The 20,682-nt window shown below is 62.3% G+C and carries 27 protein-coding genes and 1 other RNA gene; 19 read left to right on the forward strand and 9 right to left on the reverse strand.

Annotated features, from left to right (window positions below):
- Positions 1-113: 113 nt before the first annotated feature.
- The gene (locus N6L25_RS11415) at positions 114-260 is read left to right on the forward strand and encodes a hypothetical protein (RefSeq protein WP_271980324.1); all 147 of its coding nucleotides are present in this window, start codon (positions 114-116) and stop codon (positions 258-260) included.
- Here the strand turns inward: N6L25_RS11415 and N6L25_RS11420 are convergent.
- Positions 257-1,630 carry a WS/DGAT domain-containing protein gene (locus tag N6L25_RS11420; RefSeq protein ID WP_271980525.1) on the reverse strand — a complete coding sequence of 458 codons (1,374 nt, stop codon included), beginning with the start codon at positions 1,628-1,630 and terminating at the stop codon, positions 257-259. The two genes, N6L25_RS11415 and N6L25_RS11420, sit on opposite strands and share 4 nt — an antisense overlap.
- Before the next feature lie 296 nt (positions 1,631-1,926).
- Between N6L25_RS11420 and N6L25_RS11425 the strand changes: the two genes are divergently transcribed.
- Together N6L25_RS11425 and N6L25_RS11430 are read left to right on the forward strand one after the other, a co-directional pair.
- Positions 1,927-2,850, forward strand: a complete 924-nt coding sequence (locus tag N6L25_RS11425) for an alpha/beta hydrolase (RefSeq protein ID WP_271980327.1) — start codon at positions 1,927-1,929, stop codon at positions 2,848-2,850.
- Between the two features lie 77 nt (positions 2,851-2,927).
- Positions 2,928-3,686 (forward strand): FFLEELY motif protein, encoded by a 759-nt coding sequence (locus tag N6L25_RS11430; RefSeq protein ID WP_271980330.1) that lies wholly within the window; start codon positions 2,928-2,930, stop codon positions 3,684-3,686.
- On the opposite strand, the gene N6L25_RS11435 is transcribed toward N6L25_RS11430, so the two are convergent.
- Positions 3,677-3,955, reverse strand: a complete 279-nt coding sequence (locus N6L25_RS11435) for a polyhydroxyalkanoic acid system family protein (protein WP_271980332.1) — start codon at positions 3,953-3,955, stop codon at positions 3,677-3,679. The two genes, N6L25_RS11430 and N6L25_RS11435, sit on opposite strands and share 10 nt — an antisense overlap.
- Before the next feature lie 146 nt (positions 3,956-4,101).
- Between N6L25_RS11435 and ubiE the strand changes: the two genes are divergently transcribed.
- The 9 genes from ubiE to N6L25_RS11480 all read left to right on the forward strand — a co-directional run bounded on the left by ubiE (position 4,102) and on the right by N6L25_RS11480 (position 10,263).
- Entirely contained in the window at positions 4,102-4,893 is a 792-nt protein-coding gene (gene ubiE, locus N6L25_RS11440) for a bifunctional demethylmenaquinone methyltransferase/2-methoxy-6-polyprenyl-1,4-benzoquinol methylase UbiE (protein WP_271980335.1), read from the forward strand.
- Complete coding sequence (locus N6L25_RS11445; protein ID WP_271980336.1) at positions 4,893-5,537, forward strand: ubiquinone biosynthesis accessory factor UbiJ; 645 nt, start codon at positions 4,893-4,895, stop codon at positions 5,535-5,537. The genes ubiE and N6L25_RS11445 overlap by 1 nt, the downstream gene beginning before the upstream one ends.
- 2 nt (positions 5,538-5,539) lie before the next feature.
- Entirely contained in the window at positions 5,540-7,183 is a 1,644-nt protein-coding gene (gene ubiB / locus N6L25_RS11450) for a ubiquinone biosynthesis regulatory protein kinase UbiB (RefSeq protein ID WP_271980339.1), read from the forward strand.
- Positions 7,184-7,216: 33 nt separating this feature from the next.
- Positions 7,217-7,642: a phosphoribosyl-AMP cyclohydrolase gene (hisI, locus tag N6L25_RS11455; protein WP_271980341.1), complete on the forward strand. Its 426-nt coding sequence runs from the start codon at positions 7,217-7,219 to the stop codon at positions 7,640-7,642.
- A gap of 3 nt (positions 7,643-7,645) precedes the next feature.
- Positions 7,646-7,975 (forward strand): phosphoribosyl-ATP diphosphatase, encoded by a 330-nt coding sequence (locus N6L25_RS11460; RefSeq protein WP_271980343.1) that lies wholly within the window; start codon positions 7,646-7,648, stop codon positions 7,973-7,975.
- A gap of 89 nt (positions 7,976-8,064) precedes the next feature.
- Positions 8,065-8,304 (forward strand): Sec-independent protein translocase subunit TatA, encoded by a 240-nt coding sequence (gene tatA, locus N6L25_RS11465; RefSeq protein WP_442915234.1) that lies wholly within the window; start codon positions 8,065-8,067, stop codon positions 8,302-8,304.
- Between the two features lie 11 nt (positions 8,305-8,315).
- On the forward strand, positions 8,316-8,753 hold the full coding sequence (gene tatB, locus N6L25_RS11470; protein WP_271980345.1) for a Sec-independent protein translocase protein TatB: 438 nt from the start codon (positions 8,316-8,318) through the stop codon (positions 8,751-8,753).
- Positions 8,750-9,544 (forward strand): twin-arginine translocase subunit TatC, encoded by a 795-nt coding sequence (gene tatC / locus N6L25_RS11475; RefSeq protein ID WP_271980347.1) that lies wholly within the window; start codon positions 8,750-8,752, stop codon positions 9,542-9,544. The genes tatB and tatC overlap by 4 nt, the downstream gene beginning before the upstream one ends.
- Entirely contained in the window at positions 9,541-10,263 is a 723-nt protein-coding gene (locus N6L25_RS11480; protein ID WP_271980349.1) for a 16S rRNA (uracil(1498)-N(3))-methyltransferase, read from the forward strand. The genes tatC and N6L25_RS11480 overlap by 4 nt, the downstream gene beginning before the upstream one ends.
- 31 nt (positions 10,264-10,294) lie before the next feature.
- Here the strand turns inward: N6L25_RS11480 and N6L25_RS11485 are convergent, their stop codons facing one another.
- Genes N6L25_RS11485 through N6L25_RS11505 form a run of 5 tightly spaced genes read right to left on the reverse strand, consistent with a single transcriptional unit; the run spans position 10,295 to position 15,712 of the window.
- Entirely contained in the window at positions 10,295-11,230 is a 936-nt protein-coding gene (locus N6L25_RS11485; RefSeq protein ID WP_271980351.1) for a DUF808 domain-containing protein, read from the reverse strand.
- A gap of 34 nt (positions 11,231-11,264) precedes the next feature.
- Positions 11,265-12,491, reverse strand: a complete 1,227-nt coding sequence (locus N6L25_RS11490; protein WP_271980353.1) for a UbiH/UbiF/VisC/COQ6 family ubiquinone biosynthesis hydroxylase — start codon at positions 12,489-12,491, stop codon at positions 11,265-11,267.
- Positions 12,484-13,764 (reverse strand): 2-octaprenyl-6-methoxyphenyl hydroxylase, encoded by a 1,281-nt coding sequence (gene ubiH, locus N6L25_RS11495; protein WP_271980530.1) that lies wholly within the window; start codon positions 13,762-13,764, stop codon positions 12,484-12,486. The genes N6L25_RS11490 and ubiH overlap by 8 nt, the downstream gene beginning before the upstream one ends.
- 8 nt (positions 13,765-13,772) lie before the next feature.
- Positions 13,773-15,092 (reverse strand): Xaa-Pro aminopeptidase, encoded by a 1,320-nt coding sequence (pepP, locus tag N6L25_RS11500; RefSeq protein WP_271980355.1) that lies wholly within the window; start codon positions 15,090-15,092, stop codon positions 13,773-13,775.
- A gap of 26 nt (positions 15,093-15,118) precedes the next feature.
- Positions 15,119-15,712, reverse strand: coding sequence for a UPF0149 family protein (locus N6L25_RS11505; RefSeq protein WP_271980357.1), 594 nt, complete (start codon positions 15,710-15,712; stop codon positions 15,119-15,121).
- Positions 15,713-15,877: 165 nt separating this feature from the next.
- Between N6L25_RS11505 and N6L25_RS11510 the strand changes: the two genes are divergently transcribed.
- Positions 15,878-16,486, forward strand: coding sequence for a ZrgA family zinc uptake protein (locus N6L25_RS11510; RefSeq protein WP_271980359.1), 609 nt, complete (start codon positions 15,878-15,880; stop codon positions 16,484-16,486).
- On the opposite strand, the gene N6L25_RS11515 is transcribed toward N6L25_RS11510, so the two are convergent.
- Positions 16,483-16,995, reverse strand: coding sequence for a DUF3299 domain-containing protein (locus N6L25_RS11515; RefSeq protein WP_442915235.1), 513 nt, complete (start codon positions 16,993-16,995; stop codon positions 16,483-16,485). The two genes, N6L25_RS11510 and N6L25_RS11515, sit on opposite strands and share 4 nt — an antisense overlap.
- A 62-nt stretch (positions 16,996-17,057) precedes the next feature.
- On the opposite strand from N6L25_RS11515, the gene N6L25_RS11520 reads away from it, so the two are divergent.
- From N6L25_RS11520 to N6L25_RS11545, 6 genes are all read left to right on the forward strand, one after another.
- Positions 17,058-17,759 (forward strand): ABC transporter ATP-binding protein, encoded by a 702-nt coding sequence (locus tag N6L25_RS11520; protein WP_271980361.1) that lies wholly within the window; start codon positions 17,058-17,060, stop codon positions 17,757-17,759.
- Entirely contained in the window at positions 17,756-19,030 is a 1,275-nt protein-coding gene (locus tag N6L25_RS11525; protein WP_271980363.1) for an ABC transporter permease, read from the forward strand. Before N6L25_RS11520 ends, N6L25_RS11525 begins: the two co-directional genes overlap by 4 nt.
- Before the next feature lie 73 nt (positions 19,031-19,103).
- Positions 19,104-19,310 (forward strand): TIGR02449 family protein, encoded by a 207-nt coding sequence (locus N6L25_RS11530; protein WP_271980365.1) that lies wholly within the window; start codon positions 19,104-19,106, stop codon positions 19,308-19,310.
- Positions 19,310-19,606, forward strand: a complete 297-nt coding sequence (locus N6L25_RS11535) for a cell division protein ZapA (protein ID WP_271980367.1) — start codon at positions 19,310-19,312, stop codon at positions 19,604-19,606. Before N6L25_RS11530 ends, N6L25_RS11535 begins: the two co-directional genes overlap by 1 nt.
- Positions 19,607-19,654: 48 nt before the next feature.
- A non-coding RNA gene (ssrS, locus tag N6L25_RS11540) (6S RNA) lies at positions 19,655-19,834 on the forward strand.
- 9 nt (positions 19,835-19,843) lie between these two features.
- The gene (locus N6L25_RS11545; RefSeq protein WP_271980370.1) at positions 19,844-20,470 is read left to right on the forward strand and encodes a 5-formyltetrahydrofolate cyclo-ligase; all 627 of its coding nucleotides are present in this window, start codon (positions 19,844-19,846) and stop codon (positions 20,468-20,470) included.
- On the opposite strand, the gene N6L25_RS11550 is transcribed toward N6L25_RS11545, so the two are convergent.
- Positions 20,458-20,604, reverse strand: a complete 147-nt coding sequence (locus N6L25_RS11550) for a hypothetical protein (protein WP_271980372.1) — start codon at positions 20,602-20,604, stop codon at positions 20,458-20,460. The genes N6L25_RS11545 and N6L25_RS11550 overlap by 13 nt on opposite strands.
- Positions 20,605-20,682 lie beyond the last annotated feature (78 nt).

Raw genomic sequence — 20,682 nt, forward strand, 5'->3', positions numbered from 1 at the left:
GTCCCCAGACATCCCTGGTTGCCTGGGGTTCATCATCAAGCAGTCCCGGAACGGGGAATATTCGTCGAGAGGGGTGGTTTTATGGTTATTTAGGAGGCGGGGGAATCAGGACTTTGGAATTACGACCCGAACCGGGCATCGCATCCGGTGCCGGCGGCAACAACAGCAACAGCAACAGCAACAGCAACAGCAACAGCAACAGCAACAGCAACAGCAACAGCAACAGCAACAGCAACAGCAAGGGTGACGCGGCGGGCTAGTCCAGTAAGGCTTCCAGCTCGCTCAGGCAGTCCTGGAGGAAGGCCTCCGGCTCGGCGAGAATGGCCTCGTCCGCCACCACCCCGAATTGCACCTGCCCGGCGTAGCTGACCACACTGATGCCCAGCCCGATGTTGCCTGCCTGGGGCACCCAGAACATTTGCTGGCGAATTCGACAGCCGGCCAGATAGCGCGGTTCCTGGGTTCCGGGCACGTTGGACACCACCGCGCTGGCCTTACGGTACATCAGCTCGGCAATGGACTGACGCCAGCTGGCCGGCAACAGGGAGGCGGTTCCCGTCAGTCCCCAGGAAATTCCCGGCTGCCAGCTTCGTTTCAGCCGACGGGTTTCGTGCTTGACCCGGAAGAGTCGTTCCAGGGAGCTGTCTCCATCCACCGGCAGCGGCACAAATACCGTGCCGAAATAATTACCCAGCTCCCCCGGCTGCGGCCGAACATCCGCTGGCAACCGTTCGCGGATATTGACCGGAACCGCGGCGTGCAGAATGGCGTCGTCGAGGTCGGTGACGCCATCGGACAGCCGTACCCGCACCGCCGAGGCCACACAGCTCAGCAGCACATCGTTGACGGTGCAGCCGGTACGTTCCGCGGCGCTGCGAAATCGGTCCAGCGCCACCGGTTCGGTCCAGGCACAGCCGCGCCGACCCAGCAACGGCTGTTTGAGGGGGGACGGCGAGTCCTCCGGCTCCACCAGGAACTGACTAATTTCATTAACCAACCGAGCACCCTGCAAGGCCAGGCGTTCGACCGGATGACGCGGTGCCTTATCCGGATGGACCCCGTCGCGGGCATCCAGCTCGCCACTGCCGACGGCCTGAAGCCAGCCTCCGGCGGCACGGCGCCAGCGTCCGAGATCGGCCTCCTCCCGCGCGCCATAGATCACCGGCGCCTGCTGCGGCGACGGCGGGCACACCCGCTCGAACACCCCCAGCAGCGAGAGGCCGTCGGCATAGCAGTGGTGAATTCGCAACAACAGCGCCGCGCCGCCCTCGGCGTCCGGCACCAACCAGAATTTCCAGCGCGGCCGATAGTCCGGGAGTGGCTCGTTGAGCCGAGCAGAGACCCATTGCCGCAATTCCAGGGCGGAGAGCCGCCCGTCCACCACACTCAGATGATGACTGAGCTCGAAGGTGGGATCGAGCTCCCACCACCACCCCGGCGCCCGCGCCACCGGCAGGTAGCGGAACCGCTCCCAGGCCAGCCAATAGTGCTGTAGAAACTCACGCAGGCGGCTCTCGGTCAGCTCCTCCACCCGCAGCATGACCGTAATGGTCATGGGATTGTCTGGGCGTTCGAGTGCCAGCCAGGCTGAATCCATTGGCAGTAAGAGATGCGATTCCTCGTGACTCAACGGCTGACGACCCCAGGATAGTGGTAGAGAAAAATCAAACAGCCCGGCATTGTGCCAGACAACCTGAGCTGGCTCCACAACGTCTCTGGCATCACGGATTTACAAAAATTTACATCCACCCTCTATACTCGTAGGAACGGATACTTAAAGGTATAAGGGAGACTTGATTGGCTCTGGCACAGCAAAACTTTTGTAATCTGCGCCAATACAACAGGTGAGCAGGCAAGATAAAACAAGCGCACTTGCTGAAATAAATTCTAATAAAGCGCAGAACAACTGCTGGTGGGAGAACGGTTATGAAAGCGAGCCACGTTCGCAAACTGATCAAACCGATTGAAGGCACCTATTCCGAAATGTTTTCCGGCCGGGTCTACCGGGTGGGCAAAGGTGCGGTGTCGGTCCGCAACCACAGCGGCAAGGCGGAGCAAACCGTCATTGGTGTCCACGGCTTCCTGGAGAACCACTGCTACTTCACCCAGGCCTATGAGGCGCCCACCACCGAACTGATCCTGCTCACTTGCTGCAACTACCATATCCCGGTCAACGGTGTGACCCCGGAAACCCCCGACTGGGAGGTGCCGATCAAGCATCTGGAAGCCACCATCGAGTACGATGCCTGCATCCTGATCCAGGCGCTGACCAATCTGCCGTCGACCGACAACATCCGAGTCCACGGTCACTCCCGTGGTGGCGCAGTCATTTTGGAGGCCGTCAGGCAGCGCCCGGAACTGTTCGAAAACGTCGAAGTGGTGCTGGAAGCGCCGGTACTGCCCCAGGGCAGACTGCACGCCCTGGTCACCACCTTGCTGGAACCGGTCAGTCATGGAATGTGGCCCTGGTTGATTCGCCTGATCGACAGCGCGCCATCTTCGGCCTACGGCCAAACCTTCTTCGGCAAGATGAATCCACGTAAGAAAGTGCTGCTGAGCCGATTGTTCACCGCCACCAAGGATCACCTGACCCTGGTGCGCAACATCGAGAACATCATGGACTGGATGGAGCGTACCGATACCTCCGTCTACCAGCACGTGCGCCACGGCACCTTCCTGATTTCACAGGTGGATCGAATCCTCGACCGGGGCGCCATGATCAACAGCGCCCGTCAGAGCCCCACCACCATGCGCATTGTCGAAACCAACGCCCCCAGCCACTTCATCACTCTGGACAGTGACGAGTGGGTACCGGGCTTTGAGACTCTGCCGGCGGCCGCCCAGCTCTGAATCGGCCTGCATTACCCAGCGGACTCCGGTAGACTGGCGACTCCAATCGCCAGCGCCGGAATCCGGCTCGCCCCGACATGTATCGCGACCGTCTCGTCAACACCCCTGTTCACAGCGACAACGCCCGCCAGCTCCAGCAACGACTGTTGGCGTACCACGACTTCCGACGCCGCAAGTCCGACCACCCGTTAGTGTCCCAGCTCGAGCCGCTGGGCCAATGGCAGGCCGAGCGCCTGAAGCACACCCATCAGGATCTATACTGCCATCCGGGCTACCACGACGGCCTCAACTTCCTGCTCACCGACCTGTACGCACCGGCCGGCCTGACCCGCCGGGACGACAACATCGACCGCATCTTTCCGAAAATGGTGAAATGGTTGCCCGACCCGGTGCTGGCGACGTTCGCGGGCCTGGTGGAACTGAACCTGATCACCCAACAGCTGGATCTGGCCCTGGCCGAGACCCTGGCGCGGCTCGGGCATCCGCTGTCGTCACTGACCGAGAGCCAGTATTGCGAGGCCTACCGCCATGCCGCCAACCCCGTCGAACGGCAGCGCCAAATCGAGCTGGTGTCGTCGGTGGGGCGCCAGCTCGACCGATACGTCCGCAACCGCACGCTGGGATGGCTGCTGAGCATGACCCGGGGCGCGGCCGAAATGGCCGATCTGGCGGATCTGCACGATTTCCTGCACCGGGGCTATCGGGCATTCCGGGCAATGGACGACGTCGACACCCTGATCGATCAGCTGGTGCATCGGGAACGGCGGGTGCTGGTGCGAATACTCGACGCCCATCCAACCCCGTTCCAGTTGACGGCGGAGCCGGTTCAGCCCTGAGTCAGCTGGTCCAGCTGACGGTGAATCTCCTGCTCGATGCGGTTCTTGAAGGGCCGCAGCAACAGGCTGAGTTCCAGATGGACGTGAATGTCCTGGGGCGTGATATCAAGCTGGCCCTTGACGCCGCTGCGCTTGAAACGCATCACATCGCCATCCCACTGGTAATGGACATCAAATTGCTTGGACAGATCCTGGGCCAGGGTTTCGGCGGCCTGGCGCGCATGCTCATGATCGAGGGAATGGGAACGGTGTACGTCAATGACAGCCATGAAGTAATCGGTCTCTGTAAATTTGGAATTTTGCAATTTTAGAATTTTGCAATTTTAGAATTTTGATAGTTTAAGGGGCCAATTCGCTTGTAGCCACCCCCCTAACCGTTAGAATACGGGGTTCAGATTTTGACAGGACATGCGCCATGACCCAACAACCGCCGTCGCCCGATCAGGAAAGCAGCGCCCCCGGCCAGGACGACACCACCCATTTCGGCTACAGCTCCGTGCCCAGGGACCAGAAGGCCGGACAGGTTGCCGAAGTGTTCCACTCCGTGGCCGGCAAGTACGACCTGATGAACGACCTGATGTCCATGGGCATCCATCGCCTCTGGAAACGGTTCACCATCGAGCTGAGCGGCGTCCGCCCGGGCCATCGGGTGCTGGACATCGCCGGCGGTACCGGCGACCTGACCATGAAATTCTCGGATCTGGTCGGCCCTTCGGGACAGGTGGTCCTGGCAGACATCAATGCCTCCATGCTGCAGGTTGGCCGCAGTCGACTGATCGACCGCGGCTATGCCGGCAACATCGAGTATGTCCAGGCCGATGCCGAGCGGCTGCCGTTCCCGGACAATCATTTCAACGCCGTCAGCATTGCCTTCGGGCTGCGCAACGTCACCGACAAGGACCAGGCACTGCGGGACATGACCCGCGTACTCAAGCCCGGCGGCAAGCTGATGGTGCTGGAGTTTTCCAAGCCCACCAACCCCCTGCTGAGCAAAATCTACGACAATTATTCGTTCAACGCGCTGCCGCTGATGGGGCAGCTGATTGCCGGTGATTCCGCCAGCTACCAGTACCTGGCGGAATCGATCCGCATGCACCCGGATCAGGAAACCCTGAAGGCCATGATGGATGCCGCCGGTCTGGTGAACACCAAGTACCACAACATGACCGGCGGCATCGTCGCCCTGCACGTGGGAATAAAGCCCTGATGTTTCCCGGCCCTACCCTGCAGGCGGCGGTTTCCGGCGTGATCGAGAGCGCGCTGAACCAGGCTCTGGCCCTGGACCCTGCAGGCCAGCAGGCGCTACTGGCCGCCTTGGCCGGGCCGGTCCAGTTCCGCATGACCGCGCCCCTGGCCCTGGCCCTGCACTTACAATCCCAGGGGGAGCAGATCCAGGTTGGCAGCGAGCCCCTCGAGACCCCGGCATTGGACATCAGCGGACGCCCATTAGCGTTCGTTGCCCTCGCCTTGGGTGACGACAAGGTCTTTCAGGAAGGCCGGCTGACGGTCGCCGGCGACATGGCCCAGGCACACCAGCTGCAGCGTGCGCTGGCACGACTCAATCCGGACTGGGAAGCGGCCCTCGCGCGGCATGTGGGGGACGTACCGGCCCACTTCTTGGGGCGCCGACTGCGCAACGCGGCCAAATGGAGCCGACAGGCCTCGACCACCCTTCACGCCAATATTGAAGAATACGTCCACGAGGAAAGCGGCACCTTGCCCGGCAAGCGGGAACTGGAGGCCACCTTCGCCGACATCGACGACCTCAATTTGCGGACCGAACGGCTATCTGCCCGTTTGGAACAGCTGGAAACACGGCTGGAGCCCACCCGCCACCACACACCGGAGTAACAGTGACGCGCCTGCAACGCCTGATTCGCATTGCCTGGGTCTTCTGCCGCTATCGGCTGGACACCTTTCTGCCCCTGGCAGAGTTGCCCGCCCCCCTGAAGGTTTTCTTTCTCCTGGCGCCCTGGCACCTGTTCCCTCAGCCCAAGCTGAGTCGGGGCGACCGGCTGCGGCTGGCGCTGGAAGAACTCGGACCGGTGTTCGTCAAATTCGGCCAGATTCTGTCCACCCGCCGCGACCTGCTGCCCGACGACATGGCCGAGTCCCTGCGCTACCTGCAGGACCGGGTACCGCCCTTCCCGGGCGCCCAGGCCCAGGCCATCATCGAGCGCTCACTGGGCGCGCCGGTGGACGACTGTTTCGCGGAATTCAGCCAGCAGCCGATGGCGTCGGCCTCGGTGGCCCAGGTTCATGCCGCCACCCTGGCCAATGGCCAGCGGGTGGTGGTCAAGGTGATCCGACCCGGCATCGAGAAGGTGATCCGCCAGGATCTGGCGCTGATGTACCTGATGGCCGGGCTATTGGAGCGCTACTGGTCCGAAGGCCAACGCCTGCATCCGGTGGAGGTGGTGGCCGATTACGACGCCACCATTCACGACGAACTCGACCTGCAACGTGAGGCCGCCAACGCCAGTCAGCTGCGCCGCAACTTCGAGGGCTCCGATCTCATCTATATCCCCGCCATTGACTGGGACTACACCCGCAACGAGGTGCTGGTGATGGAGCGCATCCACGGCATACCGGTGGCGGATGTCGAGGCCCTCAACGCGGCCGGCGTCAACATGAAGGTGCTGGCGGAAAAGGGCGTGGAAATCTTCTTCACCCAGGTCTTTCGCGACAGTTTTTTCCACGCCGACATGCACCCCGGCAACATCTTCGTGGACGCCAGCAACCCTCAGGACCCGAAGTACATTGCCATCGACTTCGGTATCGTCGGCACGCTGGCGCCGGACGATCAGAGCTACCTGGCCCGCAATCTGCTCGCCTTCTTCCGTCGCGACTACCGCCAGGTGGCCGAGCTGCATATCCAGTCCGGCTGGGTCCCGCCCCACACCCGGGTCAACGAGTTCGAGGCCGCCATCCGCACGGTGTGCGAACCGATCTTCGAAAAACCGCTGAAGGACATCTCGTTCGGCCACTTTCTGCTGCGGCTGTTCCAGACCGCCCGCCGCTTCAACATGGAAGTGCAGCCGCAACTGGTGCTGTTGCAGAAAACCCTGCTCAACGTTGAAGGTCTCGGCCGCCAGCTCTATCCGGACCTGGACCTATGGAACACGGCGCAACCGTTCCTGGAGCACTGGATGCGCCAACGCATCGGCCCCAGCGGCATGATCAAGGCGCTGCAATCACATCTGCCGGCGTGGATCGAGCAATCGCCGGACATGCCGCAACTGGTCCACGATGCCCTGCTGCAGATACGCAACAGCGGCGCCACGGCCCAGCCCAATAGCGATACACTGGAACAGATCAAGGCCCAGCAGGCCAGTCACGACCGCCGCTGGCGCCGCACCCTGGGGGCCCTGGCGCTGGCCGGAGGGGCCTGGCTCAGCATGGAGCACAATCTGACCGAGCTGGCCGCCAGCGTGCCGCCCTACGGTTGGGGCCTGCTGGCGGCCGCAGCCTGGCTGGTGGCCCGGGGGGGCCGCTGAGTCGCTGCAATTCATCATACGGGGTTCACAGAAATGCAAAACTCTTCACCTAATGTCGACCAGCCGGAGTGGTTGAACGAAGTTACCTTCAACGCCGACGGCCTGGTTCCGGCCATCGCCCAGGATGCCGTCAGCGGCGATATCCTGATGATGGCGTGGATGAACCCGCAGTCGCTGGCGCTCACCGCCAGCGAAGGCAAGGCGGTGTACTGGTCCCGTTCGCGGGGCAAGCTGTGGCGCAAGGGCGAATCCTCTGGCCATGAGCAGCTGGTGTCCGAGATCCGCTTCGACTGCGACGCCGATGTCATTCTGCTGAAGGTGGAACAACGGGGCGGGATCGCCTGTCACACCGGTCGCCGCAGCTGTTTCTACCGGAAACTGGAAAACGGCCGCTGGGTCAGCGTTGATCCGGTATTGCAGGATCCAGAACAAATTTACGGTTCCAAACAGGGAGATTGAGGCATGAGCGAAGTATTGGCACAGTTGGCACAGGTGCTGGATGCACGTAAACAGGCCGACCCGGATACCTCCTACGTCGCCAGCCTGCACGCCAAGGGCCTGAACAAGATCCTCGAGAAGGTGGGCGAGGAATGCACCGAGACCCTGCTGGCGGCCAAAGACGCCGAACACTCCGGCGACACCAGCAGCCTGGTCTATGAGACTGCGGACCTGTGGTTTCACTGCCTGGTGATGCTGTCGCGGCTGGGGCTGGGACCGGACGACATTCTCAACGAACTGGCCCGCCGTTTCGACCTGTCCGGCCTGGAAGAAAAGGCCTCTCGAGGCGAGTGATTCGGCGCCCCCGCTTCCCGGTTTCCGAATTGCAAGCCGAGTGGCGTACAATGGGCAAACTATCAGCATAGTGAGCGAGGACCCTCATCATGGGTATCAGTATTTGGCAGTTACTCATCGTACTCGGCATCGTGGTATTACTGTTCGGAACCAAGAAACTGCGCAACATCGGCAGCGACCTGGGCGGTGCCATTCGCGGCTTCAAGAAATCCATGAATGACGACGAAGCCGACCACAAGGACAGCCCCAAGCCCGTCGACGACCAGTCCGACCGCTCCGCATACCAGGCCCGATCCAACGATAAGGCCAACGAGAAGCACCACGGCTGAGTCTGGCTTGAATGTTTGATATTGGCTTCCTTGAGCTCCTGATCTGTGGCGTGATCGCGCTGCTGGTGCTGGGCCCCGAACGGCTGCCGACGGCCGCACGCACGGCCGGACGGTGGGTAGGTAATGCCCGTCGCCTGGCCAGCCAGTTCTCCACCGAACTGGACCGCCAGCTCAAGGCCGAGGAACTGCGCGAGCAACTTAGAAAAGCCGGTGATGTCGGTCTGGATGATGTCGAGCAGACGGTCCGTGACGCGCTGAACGAGGCCAAGAAATTCGAACATTTGGTGGTGAAAGACCCGGCTTCCCCGCGCCCACCGCCAGCGACGCCAGGGAAATCGCCCGCCGCCACGCCGACACCGCAGCCGCCACCATCCCCATCAGCAGTCGCGGGCAGCGATCCGCAGCCCCCGACATCGCCCCAGGACAGCGCCACGGAACACCGCTCATGAGCTCCACCCACCCCGGCCAACCACCGACGGGCAGTGCCGATGGCCCGCAGGATATGACGCTGATCGAACATCTGCTTGAGCTGCGCAACCGACTGCTGAAAATGGTGTTGGCGGTACTGCTCTGTTTCCTGGCCCTGTACCCGTTCGCCAACGACCTCTACCTGCTGCTGTCACAACCGCTGCGGGAACTGCTGCCGGTGGGCCAGACCATGATCGCCACCGACATCACCTCACCGTTCTTCGCGCCCCTCAAGCTGGCGCTGGTGCTGGCGGTGTTCGCGGCCATCCCGGTCATCCTCTACCAGCTCTGGAGCTTTATCGCCCCGGGCCTGTACGCCCATGAAAAGCGGCTGGCGTTTCCACTGCTGGCCACGTCGGTGGTGCTGTTTTACCTGGGTGCCAGCTTCGCTTACTTTGTGGTGTTTCCGCTGGTGTTCGGCTTCTTCACCGCCATTGGCCCGGAAGGCATCGTTGAGCTGCCAGACATCAGCAGTTACCTGAACTTCGTGCTGAAGATGTTCTTCGCCTTCGGCGTCGCCTTTGAAATTCCGATCGCCACCATTTTGCTGATCCTCTCCGGCGCCACCACGCCCGCCGATCTGGCCGCCAAGCGTCCCTACATCGTGGTGGGCTGCTTCATCATCGGCATGCTGCTCACCCCCCCGGACGTCATCTCCCAGACCCTGCTGGCCCTGCCCATGTGGCTGCTGTTTGAACTGGGCATCCTGTTCGGCCGCCTGGCCCAACGTCGCCCCGAAGAGCCGTCCGGCCAGGGTAGCCAGGGCGAATGAACCTGGCGCTGCTGCACGACAGCGATTTCATTGATCACGACCGGGTTCGCCTGACTGGGCGGCGCTTTGCGCACCTGGCCGGCATCCTCAAGGTGGAGCTGGGAGACCAGATTCCGGTGGGCCAGGTCAACGGCGATATCGGGGTCGGCCGCCTGGAGCGACTCGACAACGACAGCGCCGAACTGCGCGTGACACTGGACACGCCACCGCCGGCACCGCTGGCCCTGAGCCTGGTGCTGGCCATGCCACGGCCAAAGATGTTCCGGCGGGTGCTGCAGACCGTCTCGGCCCTGGGGGTCAAGGATATCTGGGTGATCAACGCCTATAAGGTGGAAAAGAGCTTCTGGCAGACGCCTTGGCTGGCGGACGAAGCGCTCAGCGAAAACCTGAGCCTGGGCCTGGAGCAGGCCCGGGACACCCTGATGCCGCAAGTACACCTGCGCAAACGCTTCAAACCCTTTGTGGAGGATGAACTGCCCGCGCTGCTGCAGGCCCGCCCCGGTATCGTAGCCCACCCCGGCACCAGCACGCCCTGCCCGAGCCACATCAACCGGCCGGCCACCTTGTGCATCGGTCCGGAGGGCGGCTTTACGGCCTACGAAGTGGACAAGCTGGTGGCCGCCGGCTGCCAGGCGGTGCATCTGGGCTCCCGGATTCTGCGGGTGGAAACCGCGGTACCGGTATTGATTGGGCGCCTGTACGACAGCTGCGCTAACTGAGTGCCAGCGCAGCCGCCTGGGGCGAAGATCGTCAGACCCCTTTGAGCGTCTTCCAGCCACGGCCCAGCAGGGTCACCACAGCCACCACAACGGCGCCGGCAAGAACGCCCACGACGCCATCCGCCAGCACCGGACCCAACACCGCCATCACCCCGCCCAGCGACTCCGTGAGCTGGTGGATCTGGTGGTACAGTGGCGGTACGCCATGGGCGATGATGCCCCCACCCACCAGGAACATGGCAGCGGTCCCGAGAATCGACAACCCCTTCATCAGGTACGGCGCCAGCCAGAGGATGCCCCGCCCCGTAGCCTGCTGGAGTGATGACCACCAGCCCAGGCCCGGACGCCGGCTGAGATAAAGGCCGCCGTCGTCCAACTTCACGATGCCCGCCACCAGGCCGTAAACGCCCAAGGTAATTAACACTGCCACCACCGACAGCACCAGGAACTGCATACCAATGGGCTGGTCGGCGACGGTGCCCAGAGTGATGGCAATGATTTCCGCCGACAGGATAAAGTCGGTGCGCACCGCACCACGAACCTTGTCCTGCTCCAGCGCCAGCAAGTCCCGCTCTGGATCCTGTAACGCCTGCTTCAACTCCTGCCGATGGCTCTCGTCCTCGGCAGCGGAATGCAGCCACTTATGGGCGAGCTTTTCGAAGCCTTCGTAACACAGAAAGGCACCGCCGAGCATCAGCAGCGGCGTTACCAGCCAGGGCACAAAAAAACTGATGGCCAGGGCAGCGGGCACCAAGACCAGCTTGTTCCGAAATGAGCCCTTGGCCACCGCCCAGACCACCGGAATTTCCCGCGCCGGTCGCACGCCGGCAACCTGCTGGGCATTGAGTGCGAGATCGTCCCCCAGCACCCCTGCGGTTTTCTGTGTGGCGACCTTGGTCATGGAGGCGACATCGTCGAGGATGGTGGCAATGTCATCAATCAGGGCGAGAAGACTGGCTGCAGCCATGTGGTTTCCTTGTCTTGCCGGTTGTGGTGATTAATCAGTGATGAAGGCCCATGGCCTCGGCGGCGATGCGCTGCTTCAGTGGGCCGGCCCGATCCAGCCAGCGCATGCCGGTGTTGCGGAGCCAGCGCAGCGGCAGTTCGTCACGGGCAAACAGCTGTTTGAAGCCCTCCATGGCCGCCATCATGGTGAGGTTATCGCCCTTGCGGCGACGCTGGTAACGCGCCAGCACCAAAGCGTCGCTGGCTGCCAGACCGTTACGCCGGGCTTGCGCCAGTTCGTCCAGCAGTACCCGGACGTCGCTGTAACCCAGGTTTGCGCCCTGACCCGCCAGCGGGTGGATCGTGTGGGCGGCGTCCCCCACCAGGACAAAGTGATCGCCAACGTAATCCTTGGCGTGCCGCTGACGCAGCGGAAACGCCGAGCGCCTGGACACCGCCTCGATAGCGCCCAGCTGTCGCTCGATCGCCGCCTCCAGCGCCTGGGTGAAGTCGGCATCGTTCAGGGTCAGCAGCCGTTTCGCCTCCAGGGTGTCCTGGGACCAGACGATGGAACAGAAATGGTCGTCACCGGCCTCGCCGCTCGCCAGCGGCAGGAAGGCCAACGGGCCGGTTGGCGAGAAGCGCTGCCAGGCGGTACGCTGATGACTTTGCGCGGTGCGCACGGTACAGACAATGGCTTGCTGATCGTAATCCCATTCCCGGGTGGGCAGGCCCGCCCATTGTCGCAGCCGGGAGTTGGCGCCATCCGCGGCCACCACCAGTGACGCGGTCAGACTGCGACCATCAGCCAACGTCAGGGTGCGGCCCTGGGGTGTTGCCGCCATGGCGGTGACCTGGACGCCATCCAGCACGGTGACGGGGCTGTCGGCCAGAGCCTGGAACAAGGCCCGGACCAGGATTCGGTTCTCCACAATGGTCCCCAGCTCCGGCACGTGCAGCTCATGGGCGTCGAAGTGGATTCGACCGGTGCCGTCACCGTCCCAGACGGTCATGCCTTGGTAATTGCAGTGGCGTTCCCTGGCCACACTGGACCAGACACCGAGCGCATCCAACACGCCTTTGCTGGCCGCTGAGATGGCACTCACCCGGGGTTCGTAATCATCGACCGAGGTCACCGCCTCGGGAGCGGCGGTTATCGCCGCCAACTGGCCGGCTTCCACCAGACCCACCAGCCAGCCCTGACGGGCCAGCCCCAGGGCCAGGGCGCTGCCGGTCATGCCCCCCCCCACCACCAAGATGTCGAAATGGCCCGACTCAGTCATCACGGTTCCTCGCCTGCTGCGGTTCGTTAGGGAAGGCCGGCCGCCGCGCGCCGAGCCCCATCGCACTGCGGGCAAACATGCGTTTAACGCCAGGCAATAGGTCCAGCCCCACCAAGCCGGCATCGCGGGCCAGCGCCAGAGCCGGCTGACGATCACCGAAAATGCGAATCAGGGAATCGGAAAACCGGACGGTTTGCTGCCAATCCCGACGGTGGTGCGCCTGGTAGCGGCCAAGCAGGGCCAGATCCCCCAGGGCCAAGCCTTGGGCCAGCCCCTGCTGGAACTGCTCCACCAGCGCCATGATGCCCCGCAAGGCGAGGTTGAAGCCCTGCCCCGCCACCGGATGCAGAGTGTGGGCGGCGTTACCGATCAGCACCACGCCGGGACGAATCGCTTCGTCCACCGTCGACAGCGCCAAGGGGTAGTGATTACACTGGCCAATCTGGTTAATCCGCCCCAGTCGCCAGCCAAACCGCTGCTGGAGACGCCGGCACTGATCGGCGGCATCCAATGCCAGTACCTGCTCGAGATCGGCTTGTGCCAGGGTCCAGACCAGAGCGCTGGTATTGCCGGCACCGGCGCCCCCCTGGGGCAACAACGCCATGGGCCCGGCCGGGGTGAAACGCTCGTACGCCGTGAAGCCATGACTCTGGCCGGTCGACACGTTGGCAATCAGCGCATGCTGATCGTAACCGCTGTGGGCAACCCGAAATCCCAGCCGCTCGCGCAGTCCAGATCGACCACCATCGGCGATGACCAGACACTGGGCGGTCAGGTGCTCGAGACTATCGCCCTCAGCCACCGCCACCGAGACGCCATCCCGCCAGCGGCTGACATCCCGAACCTGGGCCGGCGCCCGCCAACTCACCTGGGGGCAGTCCCGCAGCGCTGCCATCAGGCACAGGCCCAGCCAGCGGTTATCCACCACATAGCCGAGGGCTTCCTGGCCGTGCTCGCTGGCTGCCAGCCGGGTGGCACCAAACCGGCCCCGATCGGAGACATGGATGTGACGAATGGGTGTCGCTTGTGCCGACAGCCGAGGCCACAGTCCCAGCTGCTCGTAGATCAGCCGGGAGCCCCAGGCCAGGGCGGTGGAGCGGGCATCAAAACTGGGCTGGTAGTGGTCCGGTAACGGCTCCCGGGACAGAGGAAAGGCCTCGACCACGGTCACTCGCAGCTGAGGCACGGCCCGGGCCAGCGCCAGCGCCAGCGTCGCCCCGGCCAGTCCGCCGCCGGCGATGACAAGATCGGTATCCAGCTTTTGTTCGCTCAGGCTCACGGTTACCCTGCCATTAACGCTTCAATCTCGGCGACGGTTTTGGGGACACCGTCGGTCAACACCCGGCAGCCATCGCGGGTCACCACCACGTCGTCTTCGATCCGGATACCCAGGCCACGCCACCGTGGCTCCACCTCGGTGTTGTCCGGAGCCACGTACAGCCCCGGCTCCACCGTCAGCGCCATACCCGGCTCCAGTACCCGCCAGGCATCCCCCACCTTGTAGTCTCCGACATCGTGGACATCGAGCCCCAACCAGTGACCGGTCCGGTGCATGTAGAACGGCTTATAGGCCTCCGTGTCGAGCACCTGTGCCAGCGTGCCACGCAACAGCCCCAGGTCAATCAGCCCCTGGCACAACACCTCGAGGGCCGCCTCATGGGGATGGTTCCAGTGATTGCCGGGACGCACGGCGTCAATCGCAGCCACCTGGGCCGCCAGCACCACCTCGTACAGCGCCTTCTGGTCCTCACTGAACTTGCCGTTGACCGGGAAGGTGCGGGTGATATCGGCGGCGTAACACTCCACCTCACAACCGGCATCAATCAGCACCAGATCGCCGTCCTTGAGCGGCGCCGAGTTGTCGATGTAGTGCAGGATGCAGCCGTTGGCGCCGCCGCCGACAATGGATGGGTAGGCAGTGGCGCGGGCGCCGTGATCCATAAACGTATGAACCAGCTCCGCCTCCAGGTTGTACTCGCTGCCGCCACGGCGGGCGCGTTGCATGGCACGACGGTGGGCTTCGGCACTAATTTCGCCAGCCCGGGCCATGGCCTTGATCTCATTGGCACTCTTGTACAGCCGCAGGTCGTGCAGCTGATGCTCCAGGGCAACAAATTCACCCGGCGGCTGAGCCCCGGAGCGAACCTTGCTGCGAATGAGTTTGACCCAGTCCATCACCTGGGCATCGAAGGTGTGATCTTTGCCCAGCGGGTAATACACCCGGCTACGGCCTTCGATCATCCCGGGCAGGATGTCATCGATGTCTGAAATCGGGAAGGCATCATCGAGGCCAAACCGCTCGATGGCCCCTTCCGGCCCCACCAGGAAGCCGTCCCACAGCTCTTTTTCCGGATTCCGCTCCTTGCAGAACAGCACCGACTCGCCGTGATCCCGCCCCGGGATCAGCACCAGCACCGCATCGGGCTCACCGAATCCGGTCAGGTACTGGAAGTCGCTGTCCTGCCGGAAGGGGTGCAACACATCGCGGTTACGCACCCGCTCGGAGGCCGCCGGCAGTATGGCAATGCTGTCCGGAGCCATCCGCTCCATCAGCTTGCGGCGACGCTCGGCAAATTCTTTCATGGGGATGTAGACGGTCATATCAACGTTCCGGGCTTTGCAGGCGTTCAGTGGACGGTCTCGGAGGCCGGGGGTTCTGGCGGATTATACTCAGTAAAGACCGCCAGTGCGCCCAGGCGCACGTACTCGGTAATCTCCAGCAGCTGGGTTTCGCTGTCCTCGCCGTCCTCGCTGTCGTCCTCGGCGTCCGACACCTGGCTGATGGCGACCAGATCCTCGATCAACTCACGAATCTCCGAGGGTGCCGCTCCCAGTGCCGCCCCGGCCTGCAACGCCAACCCCTCGAGAAAGCCGCGAATCCAGGAGGAAAGCGCCTGCAAACGCTGCTCCAGGGCATAGTCGTCATCGGGCAACAACGGCTGGAAACTCATATCGGCGGCCTTAAGCCCGTCAAGGGTACCGGCATAGGCCGCCCCCATGAACGACGCCAGCTCGGCGGATTCGTCAGCGGCAGTTTCAGCCAGCCCCATGTGCTCACACACCAGAGCCAGCCACTCCGGTTCCGCCAAGCGACCACCGGCAGCCAAACGACCACAGAGTACCCCGTGCAGTTCGGACGGATGGCTGAAGGCCTGGTGGGCGGTGAATAGATTGGCCCAACACTCAAAGGCCTGGGACTTGTCGATATCGGGAACAGACATCTAATGCGGTCTTCCTGTGGTGATGCTTGGGGTGACTATCGTAGCACTGAGCGAGGCTGAAGACATCGCCGCATACAGTGCCTTGCCGGTTTCAATACCACTTGACCCGGGCCGCCCGGCACGTTAATTATGTTATAACATATCATAAATATTCGGAGTCGAAGCATGCCCTCCCGCTTCCCACGCCGCCTGGCGACCAACCTGATCAGCACACTGGCATTGTCGACCACCCCCGCGCTGGCCGGCGACAATCCGGGCGCCCACCAGCACGGCCAGGCCGTCCTTCAGGCTGCGGTGGAGGGGCAGACCATTGAGGTCATGCTGAGCTCGCCCGCATTCAACCTGCTGGGGTTTGAATACTCACCCCGGTCGAAGGAAGAGCACAGCCAGCAGGATCAGGTTCGGGCCTGGTTGTCGTCCACGCCCTTGCTCAGCCTGACAAGTGCTAACTGCCAGGTCACCGCCGGCCAGGTCGTTTTACATGATGACGGCACAACCGGGGAGCATGAGCATGAGCATGAGCATGAGCATGAGCATGAGCATGAGCATGAGCATGAGGAACATGGTGACGAACACGATGCAACAACGCACCGGGACATCGAAGTAAACCAGACCATTCGCTGCGATCGCCCGATTGCAGGTCAGGACATCAGCTCACCCATACTTGAGCAGTTTTCCAACCTGGAAGAACTGCGGGTGGAATGGCTCAGCGAACACGGCCAGGGGAGCCATCACCTGTCACCCGGCAACCCCACTCTGAAGCTAACGCCCTAATACTGGTAAAGTTCCACATGTTCCGCCTCGACCGCGTAGGAGGCCGAGGCAATGTCATTCTCGGTACGCTCGATTTCCAGCGTACCCTTCACCCATACCGGCTCGTACAGCACGTCCAGCTTTAAACCGTCGGGATAGGTAACGTGAATGATTTGGTTGGGGGGAGGTGGCGGCACATGAATGCAGGCACCGTAATATGGCACCAGGAAAAACTCCAGGATGCGCATGTCCTGGGTCGTCTTAAGCGGCACCACAAAACCGGGAATCTTGCCCGCAACACCATCCATCTCGGGAACTGTGCGCCCGGTCATGATTTCGTCCGGCAGGGAGGCGGGCCCGTCCCCCTGGTGCTCAACTTCGGGCAGGTTCTCCAACAGCGCGACATCCGTGGCGGGCATCAGTTCGAGCCAGTCGATTTCACGCCCGCCGGTCTCCGCCCGGACGGCCATCGGTGCGGCCAGACCTATCCCAACCACAACCCAAGCCAACATCCCCATACGCTTCACCATGTAACGACCAGACCTTTATAAACGTGGACAAGCCATCATACTCCAACAATGACCCAACCAACATGACGCATACCTCGCCATCGACCACACCGCCACCGTCCGCCATCCAGTGTCGGGGACTCACATTTCACTGGAATCCCCAGGCCCCCGCCATTCACTACCCGGACATCACCCTCCCCCAGGGACATCATCTGTTTCTAAGGGGGCCCAGCGGCAGTGGCAAGAGCACTCTGTTGGGCCTTATTTGTGGTCTATCGCCGCTGCAACAGGGTCAACTCACGCTGCTGGGACAAGATGCCCGCCAGCTCTCACGGGGACGATTTGACCGATTACGGGCCGATCAGCTTGGGGTAATTTTTCAACAGTTCAACCTGGTCCCCTATCTGAGCCCCCTGGCCAACACACTGCTGCCTTGCCGGTTATCGGCCCGGCGTCGATTACGCACCGCCCCCTCGGCACGGAAAGAGGCCGAGGCATTGCTCGAGGCCCTCACCATCCCACCACGTCACTGGCACCACCCCATCAACGAACTGAGCGTCGGCCAGCAGCAGCGCGTGGCCGCGGCACGAGCCCTGATCGGATCACCGGGACTGATTCTCGCCGACGAACCCACATCAGCCCTGGACACAGACAATCGCGACCGTTTTATCCAGATCCTGCTGAACCAGGCCAATGCCCGCCAAACCTCAGTGCTGTTTGTTAGCCACGATGAGGCCCTGGCGCAACACTTCCCCAATCAACTGACCCTCGGAGCCCCCCAATGAACCTTCGTCTGGCACTGTCGCTGGCCCTGGCCAGCATTTGGCATAGGCGGGGCATTCTGGCGCTGGTCACCCTGACTCTGACTCTCAGCATTGTGCTGCTATTGGGCGTGCAATATTTACGTACCGAGGTCCGTCAGTCATTCACCAGCACCATCTCCGGTACCGACCTGATCGTTGGAGCCCGTGGCGGGCAACTCAACCTACTGCTGTACTCGGTTTTCCACCTCGGCAACGCCACCAACAACATCCACTGGTCGACCTACGAGAAGCTGCGGCAAATGGACTCCGTGGACTGGCTGGTTCCCCTATCGCTTGGCGACAGCTACCGGGGCTATCGGGTGGTGGGCACCGATTCAGGCTTTCTGAAACACTATCGCCATGGTAACGACCGTCCGCTCCAACTGGTTTCCGGCGACTGGTTTGATGACGTCTTCGATGTGGTCCTGGGGGCCAACGTCGCCCGCGAGTTCCACCACCAACTCGGCGAAGAGCTGGTTCTTGCCCATGGCGGCGGAGCCACCAGCTTCCTGAGACACGATCAGACTCCCTTTCGGGTCAGCGGCATCCTGGCGCCTACCGGCACGCCGGTGGATCGGGCCGTCTATGTCAGCCTGGAAGGGCTGGAAGCCATCCATGCCGGCTGGGAATCCGGCGTGCCCCGCCCAGGGCGCACACTGTCTAAGGATCAGGCACGACAACTGAACCTGGCGCCCCAAGCCATCACCGCCGTTCTGCTGGGCGCGGAACGCAAGGTGCTCACCTTTCGTCTTCAACGCCAGCTCAATGAATATGAAGATGAACCGCTCACCGCGATCCTACCGGGCATTGCACTGAGCGAGCTGTGGCGCATTATGGGGCAGTTCGAACGCGCGCTGCTGGCAATTACCGGCTTCGTGGTGATAACCAGCCTGGTTGGACTGGCAGCGGTGTTACTGACTCTTCAGGTGCACCGGCAGCAGGAAATCGCCATTCTGCGAGCCACCGGCGCCTCCCCAATCCTGATCGCCCTGCTGTACGTCATTGAGTGCACCGCGCTCGCCACACTTGCCAGCCTGCTGGCGGTGCTAGTGGGCGTCGCGCTGATCGCCGCAGCCGGCCCCTGGCTTGTGGACCATTATGGACTGCACCTGCAACTCCGCCCGCTGGACTCAAGTGAATGGCTGATGCTGGCCGGTGTCCCGCTGGCCGCCGCCCTGGTTGGCCTGATTCCTGCCGTCCGAGCCTGGTGGAACAGCCGAAGGCAGCATTTTGGGACGACTTCCACGGAATGACATCCCTGTAAATTGACCAGCTTACAGTCCACACTTATAGTTAGTTCCATTCATCACAGTTACTGGACACGTCATGGATCAGTCCGAATTGCAGGCATTAGCGGACAAGCTGGACCGGCTGGTGGAACATTGCAGAAAGCTGGAGCAAGACAACGCGACCATGCGCCAGTTGCAGGACGACTGGAACCGGGAACGCGCCCAGCTCATCCAGAAGAACGATCTTGCCAAAAACAAGATTGAAGCCATGATTGGCCGTCTCAGGGCCTTGGAGCAACACTGATGTCCGAACAGCCGACGACCGTAGAAGTCAAAATTCTCGACAAGGAATACCTGGTGGCGTGCCCGGAAGACGCCCGCCGCGCCCTGGAGCAGGCGGCCCAACACCTGGACCGCAAGATGCGGGAGATCCGAGCCAGCGGTAAAGTATTCGGCACCGAGCGCATCGCGGTTATGGCCGCCCTGAATATCACCCATGAATTGCTGCAGCAGGACACCATGTCCACTGCGGCCGCCAGCATTCTGCAAGCCATGGACAACACGCTGAACCAGGCCTTGGACCAGCGCGAACAAAACTAGACAATTTCGGGTTTGCATTCGGCCCCCGGGGTGGCTCTATAATAGGCCAACTTCCTGGGTTGTTCGCTGGTCGGATACGTCCTCGAGCCGATGCGCAATACCCAGGTGGCTACTTCAGGGCATTGTGAGCATGTCCCCCGCGGGGGAAAGCCTAATCTGCCACAGCGGCCACCAACCTTGGACCTTGGGTTCAAGGGCCACATCCGATAACGGCAACCCGGGAAGCTTTTTAACCCCATGCACATCCCACCCATCGCCCCGTTCGAACCCCATCCGGAGCGGTCGTCCCGCGCTCACATCCGCAGCGCATTAAGAAATCGTCGACGCTCCCTGACTGCGGCCGAACAAAGGTCGGCGGCTAAGCGACTGTCGGTATTGCTGATGACCAGCCCATCGCTATACCGCGCCCGCCACATCGGCATTTACCTGCCCAACGACGGCGAAATCGACCCGGGCCCGTTCATTGCGGCGGCACGAGATCGGGGCGTGCAGTTCTACCTGCCCATCCTGCACCCGTACCAACATGGCCGCATGCTGTTTGGCCACTATTCGCCCCACAGCCGGCTCGTCAACAATCGGTTTGGCATTCCCGAGCCGTCACTGGCCCATGAGCGCATTCGACCGGCCTGGTCTCTGGACGCAGTGCTGCTGCCTTTGGTGGGTTTCGATCTTGAGGGCGGTCGTTTGGGGATGGGAGGAGGCTTTTACGATCGCACCTTCGCCTTTGTACGGCGCACGCCGAGGCTGGCCCCCAAGTTGATCGGGTTGGCCCATGAGATCCAGCGTGTGGTGAGGCTGCCTATCGAACCCTGGGACATACCACTGCAGGGCATCGTCACGGACCACCGTCGTTACCGGGTATAGCCCATTATCTGAGCAGCCTGAGCGCCGCGACTGGCGTCTTTCTCGGACGCCTGCAACGAAGTAATACCGGTGACCGCCAAACCGATGGCAAAAATCACGACTATGGCCCGAATGGTGTCAGGCTTGCGTTGCATGGTGCGCAGTCTCCGGTGACGATCAACAAAATCAAAAAGCTATTAAACTTTCGCAGAATTCACCGGAAGACTACCACG

Source organism: Marinobacter sp. SS21 (assembly GCF_028369065.1).
GTDB lineage: Bacteria > Pseudomonadota > Gammaproteobacteria > Pseudomonadales > Oleiphilaceae > Marinobacter.

What these genes read in the sequence shown, in the direction of transcription:
- N6L25_RS11425 (WP_271980327.1), top strand. Translation starts at nt 1,927, where the DNA reads ATGAAAGCGAGCCACGTTCGCAAACTGATCAAACCGATTGAAGGCACC.
- N6L25_RS11430 (WP_271980330.1), top strand. Translation starts at nt 2,928, where the DNA reads ATGTATCGCGACCGTCTCGTCAACACCCCTGTTCACAGCGACAACGCC.
- N6L25_RS11435 (WP_271980332.1), bottom strand. Translation starts at nt 3,955, where the DNA reads ATGGCTGTCATTGACGTACACCGTTCCCATTCCCTCGATCATGAGCAT.
- ubiE (WP_271980335.1), top strand. Translation starts at nt 4,102, where the DNA reads ATGACCCAACAACCGCCGTCGCCCGATCAGGAAAGCAGCGCCCCCGGC.
- N6L25_RS11445 (WP_271980336.1), top strand. Translation starts at nt 4,893, where the DNA reads ATGTTTCCCGGCCCTACCCTGCAGGCGGCGGTTTCCGGCGTGATCGAG.
- hisI (WP_271980341.1), top strand. Translation starts at nt 7,217, where the DNA reads ATGCAAAACTCTTCACCTAATGTCGACCAGCCGGAGTGGTTGAACGAA.
- N6L25_RS11460 (WP_271980343.1), top strand. Translation starts at nt 7,646, where the DNA reads ATGAGCGAAGTATTGGCACAGTTGGCACAGGTGCTGGATGCACGTAAA.
- tatA (WP_442915234.1), top strand. Translation starts at nt 8,065, where the DNA reads ATGGGTATCAGTATTTGGCAGTTACTCATCGTACTCGGCATCGTGGTA.
- tatB (WP_271980345.1), top strand. Translation starts at nt 8,316, where the DNA reads ATGTTTGATATTGGCTTCCTTGAGCTCCTGATCTGTGGCGTGATCGCG.
- tatC (WP_271980347.1), top strand. Translation starts at nt 8,750, where the DNA reads ATGAGCTCCACCCACCCCGGCCAACCACCGACGGGCAGTGCCGATGGC.
- N6L25_RS11480 (WP_271980349.1), top strand. Translation starts at nt 9,541, where the DNA reads ATGAACCTGGCGCTGCTGCACGACAGCGATTTCATTGATCACGACCGG.
- N6L25_RS11485 (WP_271980351.1), bottom strand. Translation starts at nt 11,230, where the DNA reads ATGGCTGCAGCCAGTCTTCTCGCCCTGATTGATGACATTGCCACCATC.
- N6L25_RS11490 (WP_271980353.1), bottom strand. Translation starts at nt 12,491, where the DNA reads ATGACTGAGTCGGGCCATTTCGACATCTTGGTGGTGGGGGGGGGCATG.
- pepP (WP_271980355.1), bottom strand. Translation starts at nt 15,092, where the DNA reads ATGACCGTCTACATCCCCATGAAAGAATTTGCCGAGCGTCGCCGCAAG.
- N6L25_RS11505 (WP_271980357.1), bottom strand. Translation starts at nt 15,712, where the DNA reads ATGTCTGTTCCCGATATCGACAAGTCCCAGGCCTTTGAGTGTTGGGCC.
- N6L25_RS11510 (WP_271980359.1), top strand. Translation starts at nt 15,878, where the DNA reads ATGCCCTCCCGCTTCCCACGCCGCCTGGCGACCAACCTGATCAGCACA.
- N6L25_RS11515 (WP_442915235.1), bottom strand. Translation starts at nt 16,995, where the DNA reads ATGGTGAAGCGTATGGGGATGTTGGCTTGGGTTGTGGTTGGGATAGGT.
- N6L25_RS11520 (WP_271980361.1), top strand. Translation starts at nt 17,058, where the DNA reads ATGACGCATACCTCGCCATCGACCACACCGCCACCGTCCGCCATCCAG.
- N6L25_RS11525 (WP_271980363.1), top strand. Translation starts at nt 17,756, where the DNA reads ATGAACCTTCGTCTGGCACTGTCGCTGGCCCTGGCCAGCATTTGGCAT.
- N6L25_RS11530 (WP_271980365.1), top strand. Translation starts at nt 19,104, where the DNA reads ATGGATCAGTCCGAATTGCAGGCATTAGCGGACAAGCTGGACCGGCTG.
- N6L25_RS11535 (WP_271980367.1), top strand. Translation starts at nt 19,310, where the DNA reads ATGTCCGAACAGCCGACGACCGTAGAAGTCAAAATTCTCGACAAGGAA.
- N6L25_RS11545 (WP_271980370.1), top strand. Translation starts at nt 19,844, where the DNA reads ATGCACATCCCACCCATCGCCCCGTTCGAACCCCATCCGGAGCGGTCG.
- N6L25_RS11550 (WP_271980372.1), bottom strand. Translation starts at nt 20,604, where the DNA reads ATGCAACGCAAGCCTGACACCATTCGGGCCATAGTCGTGATTTTTGCC.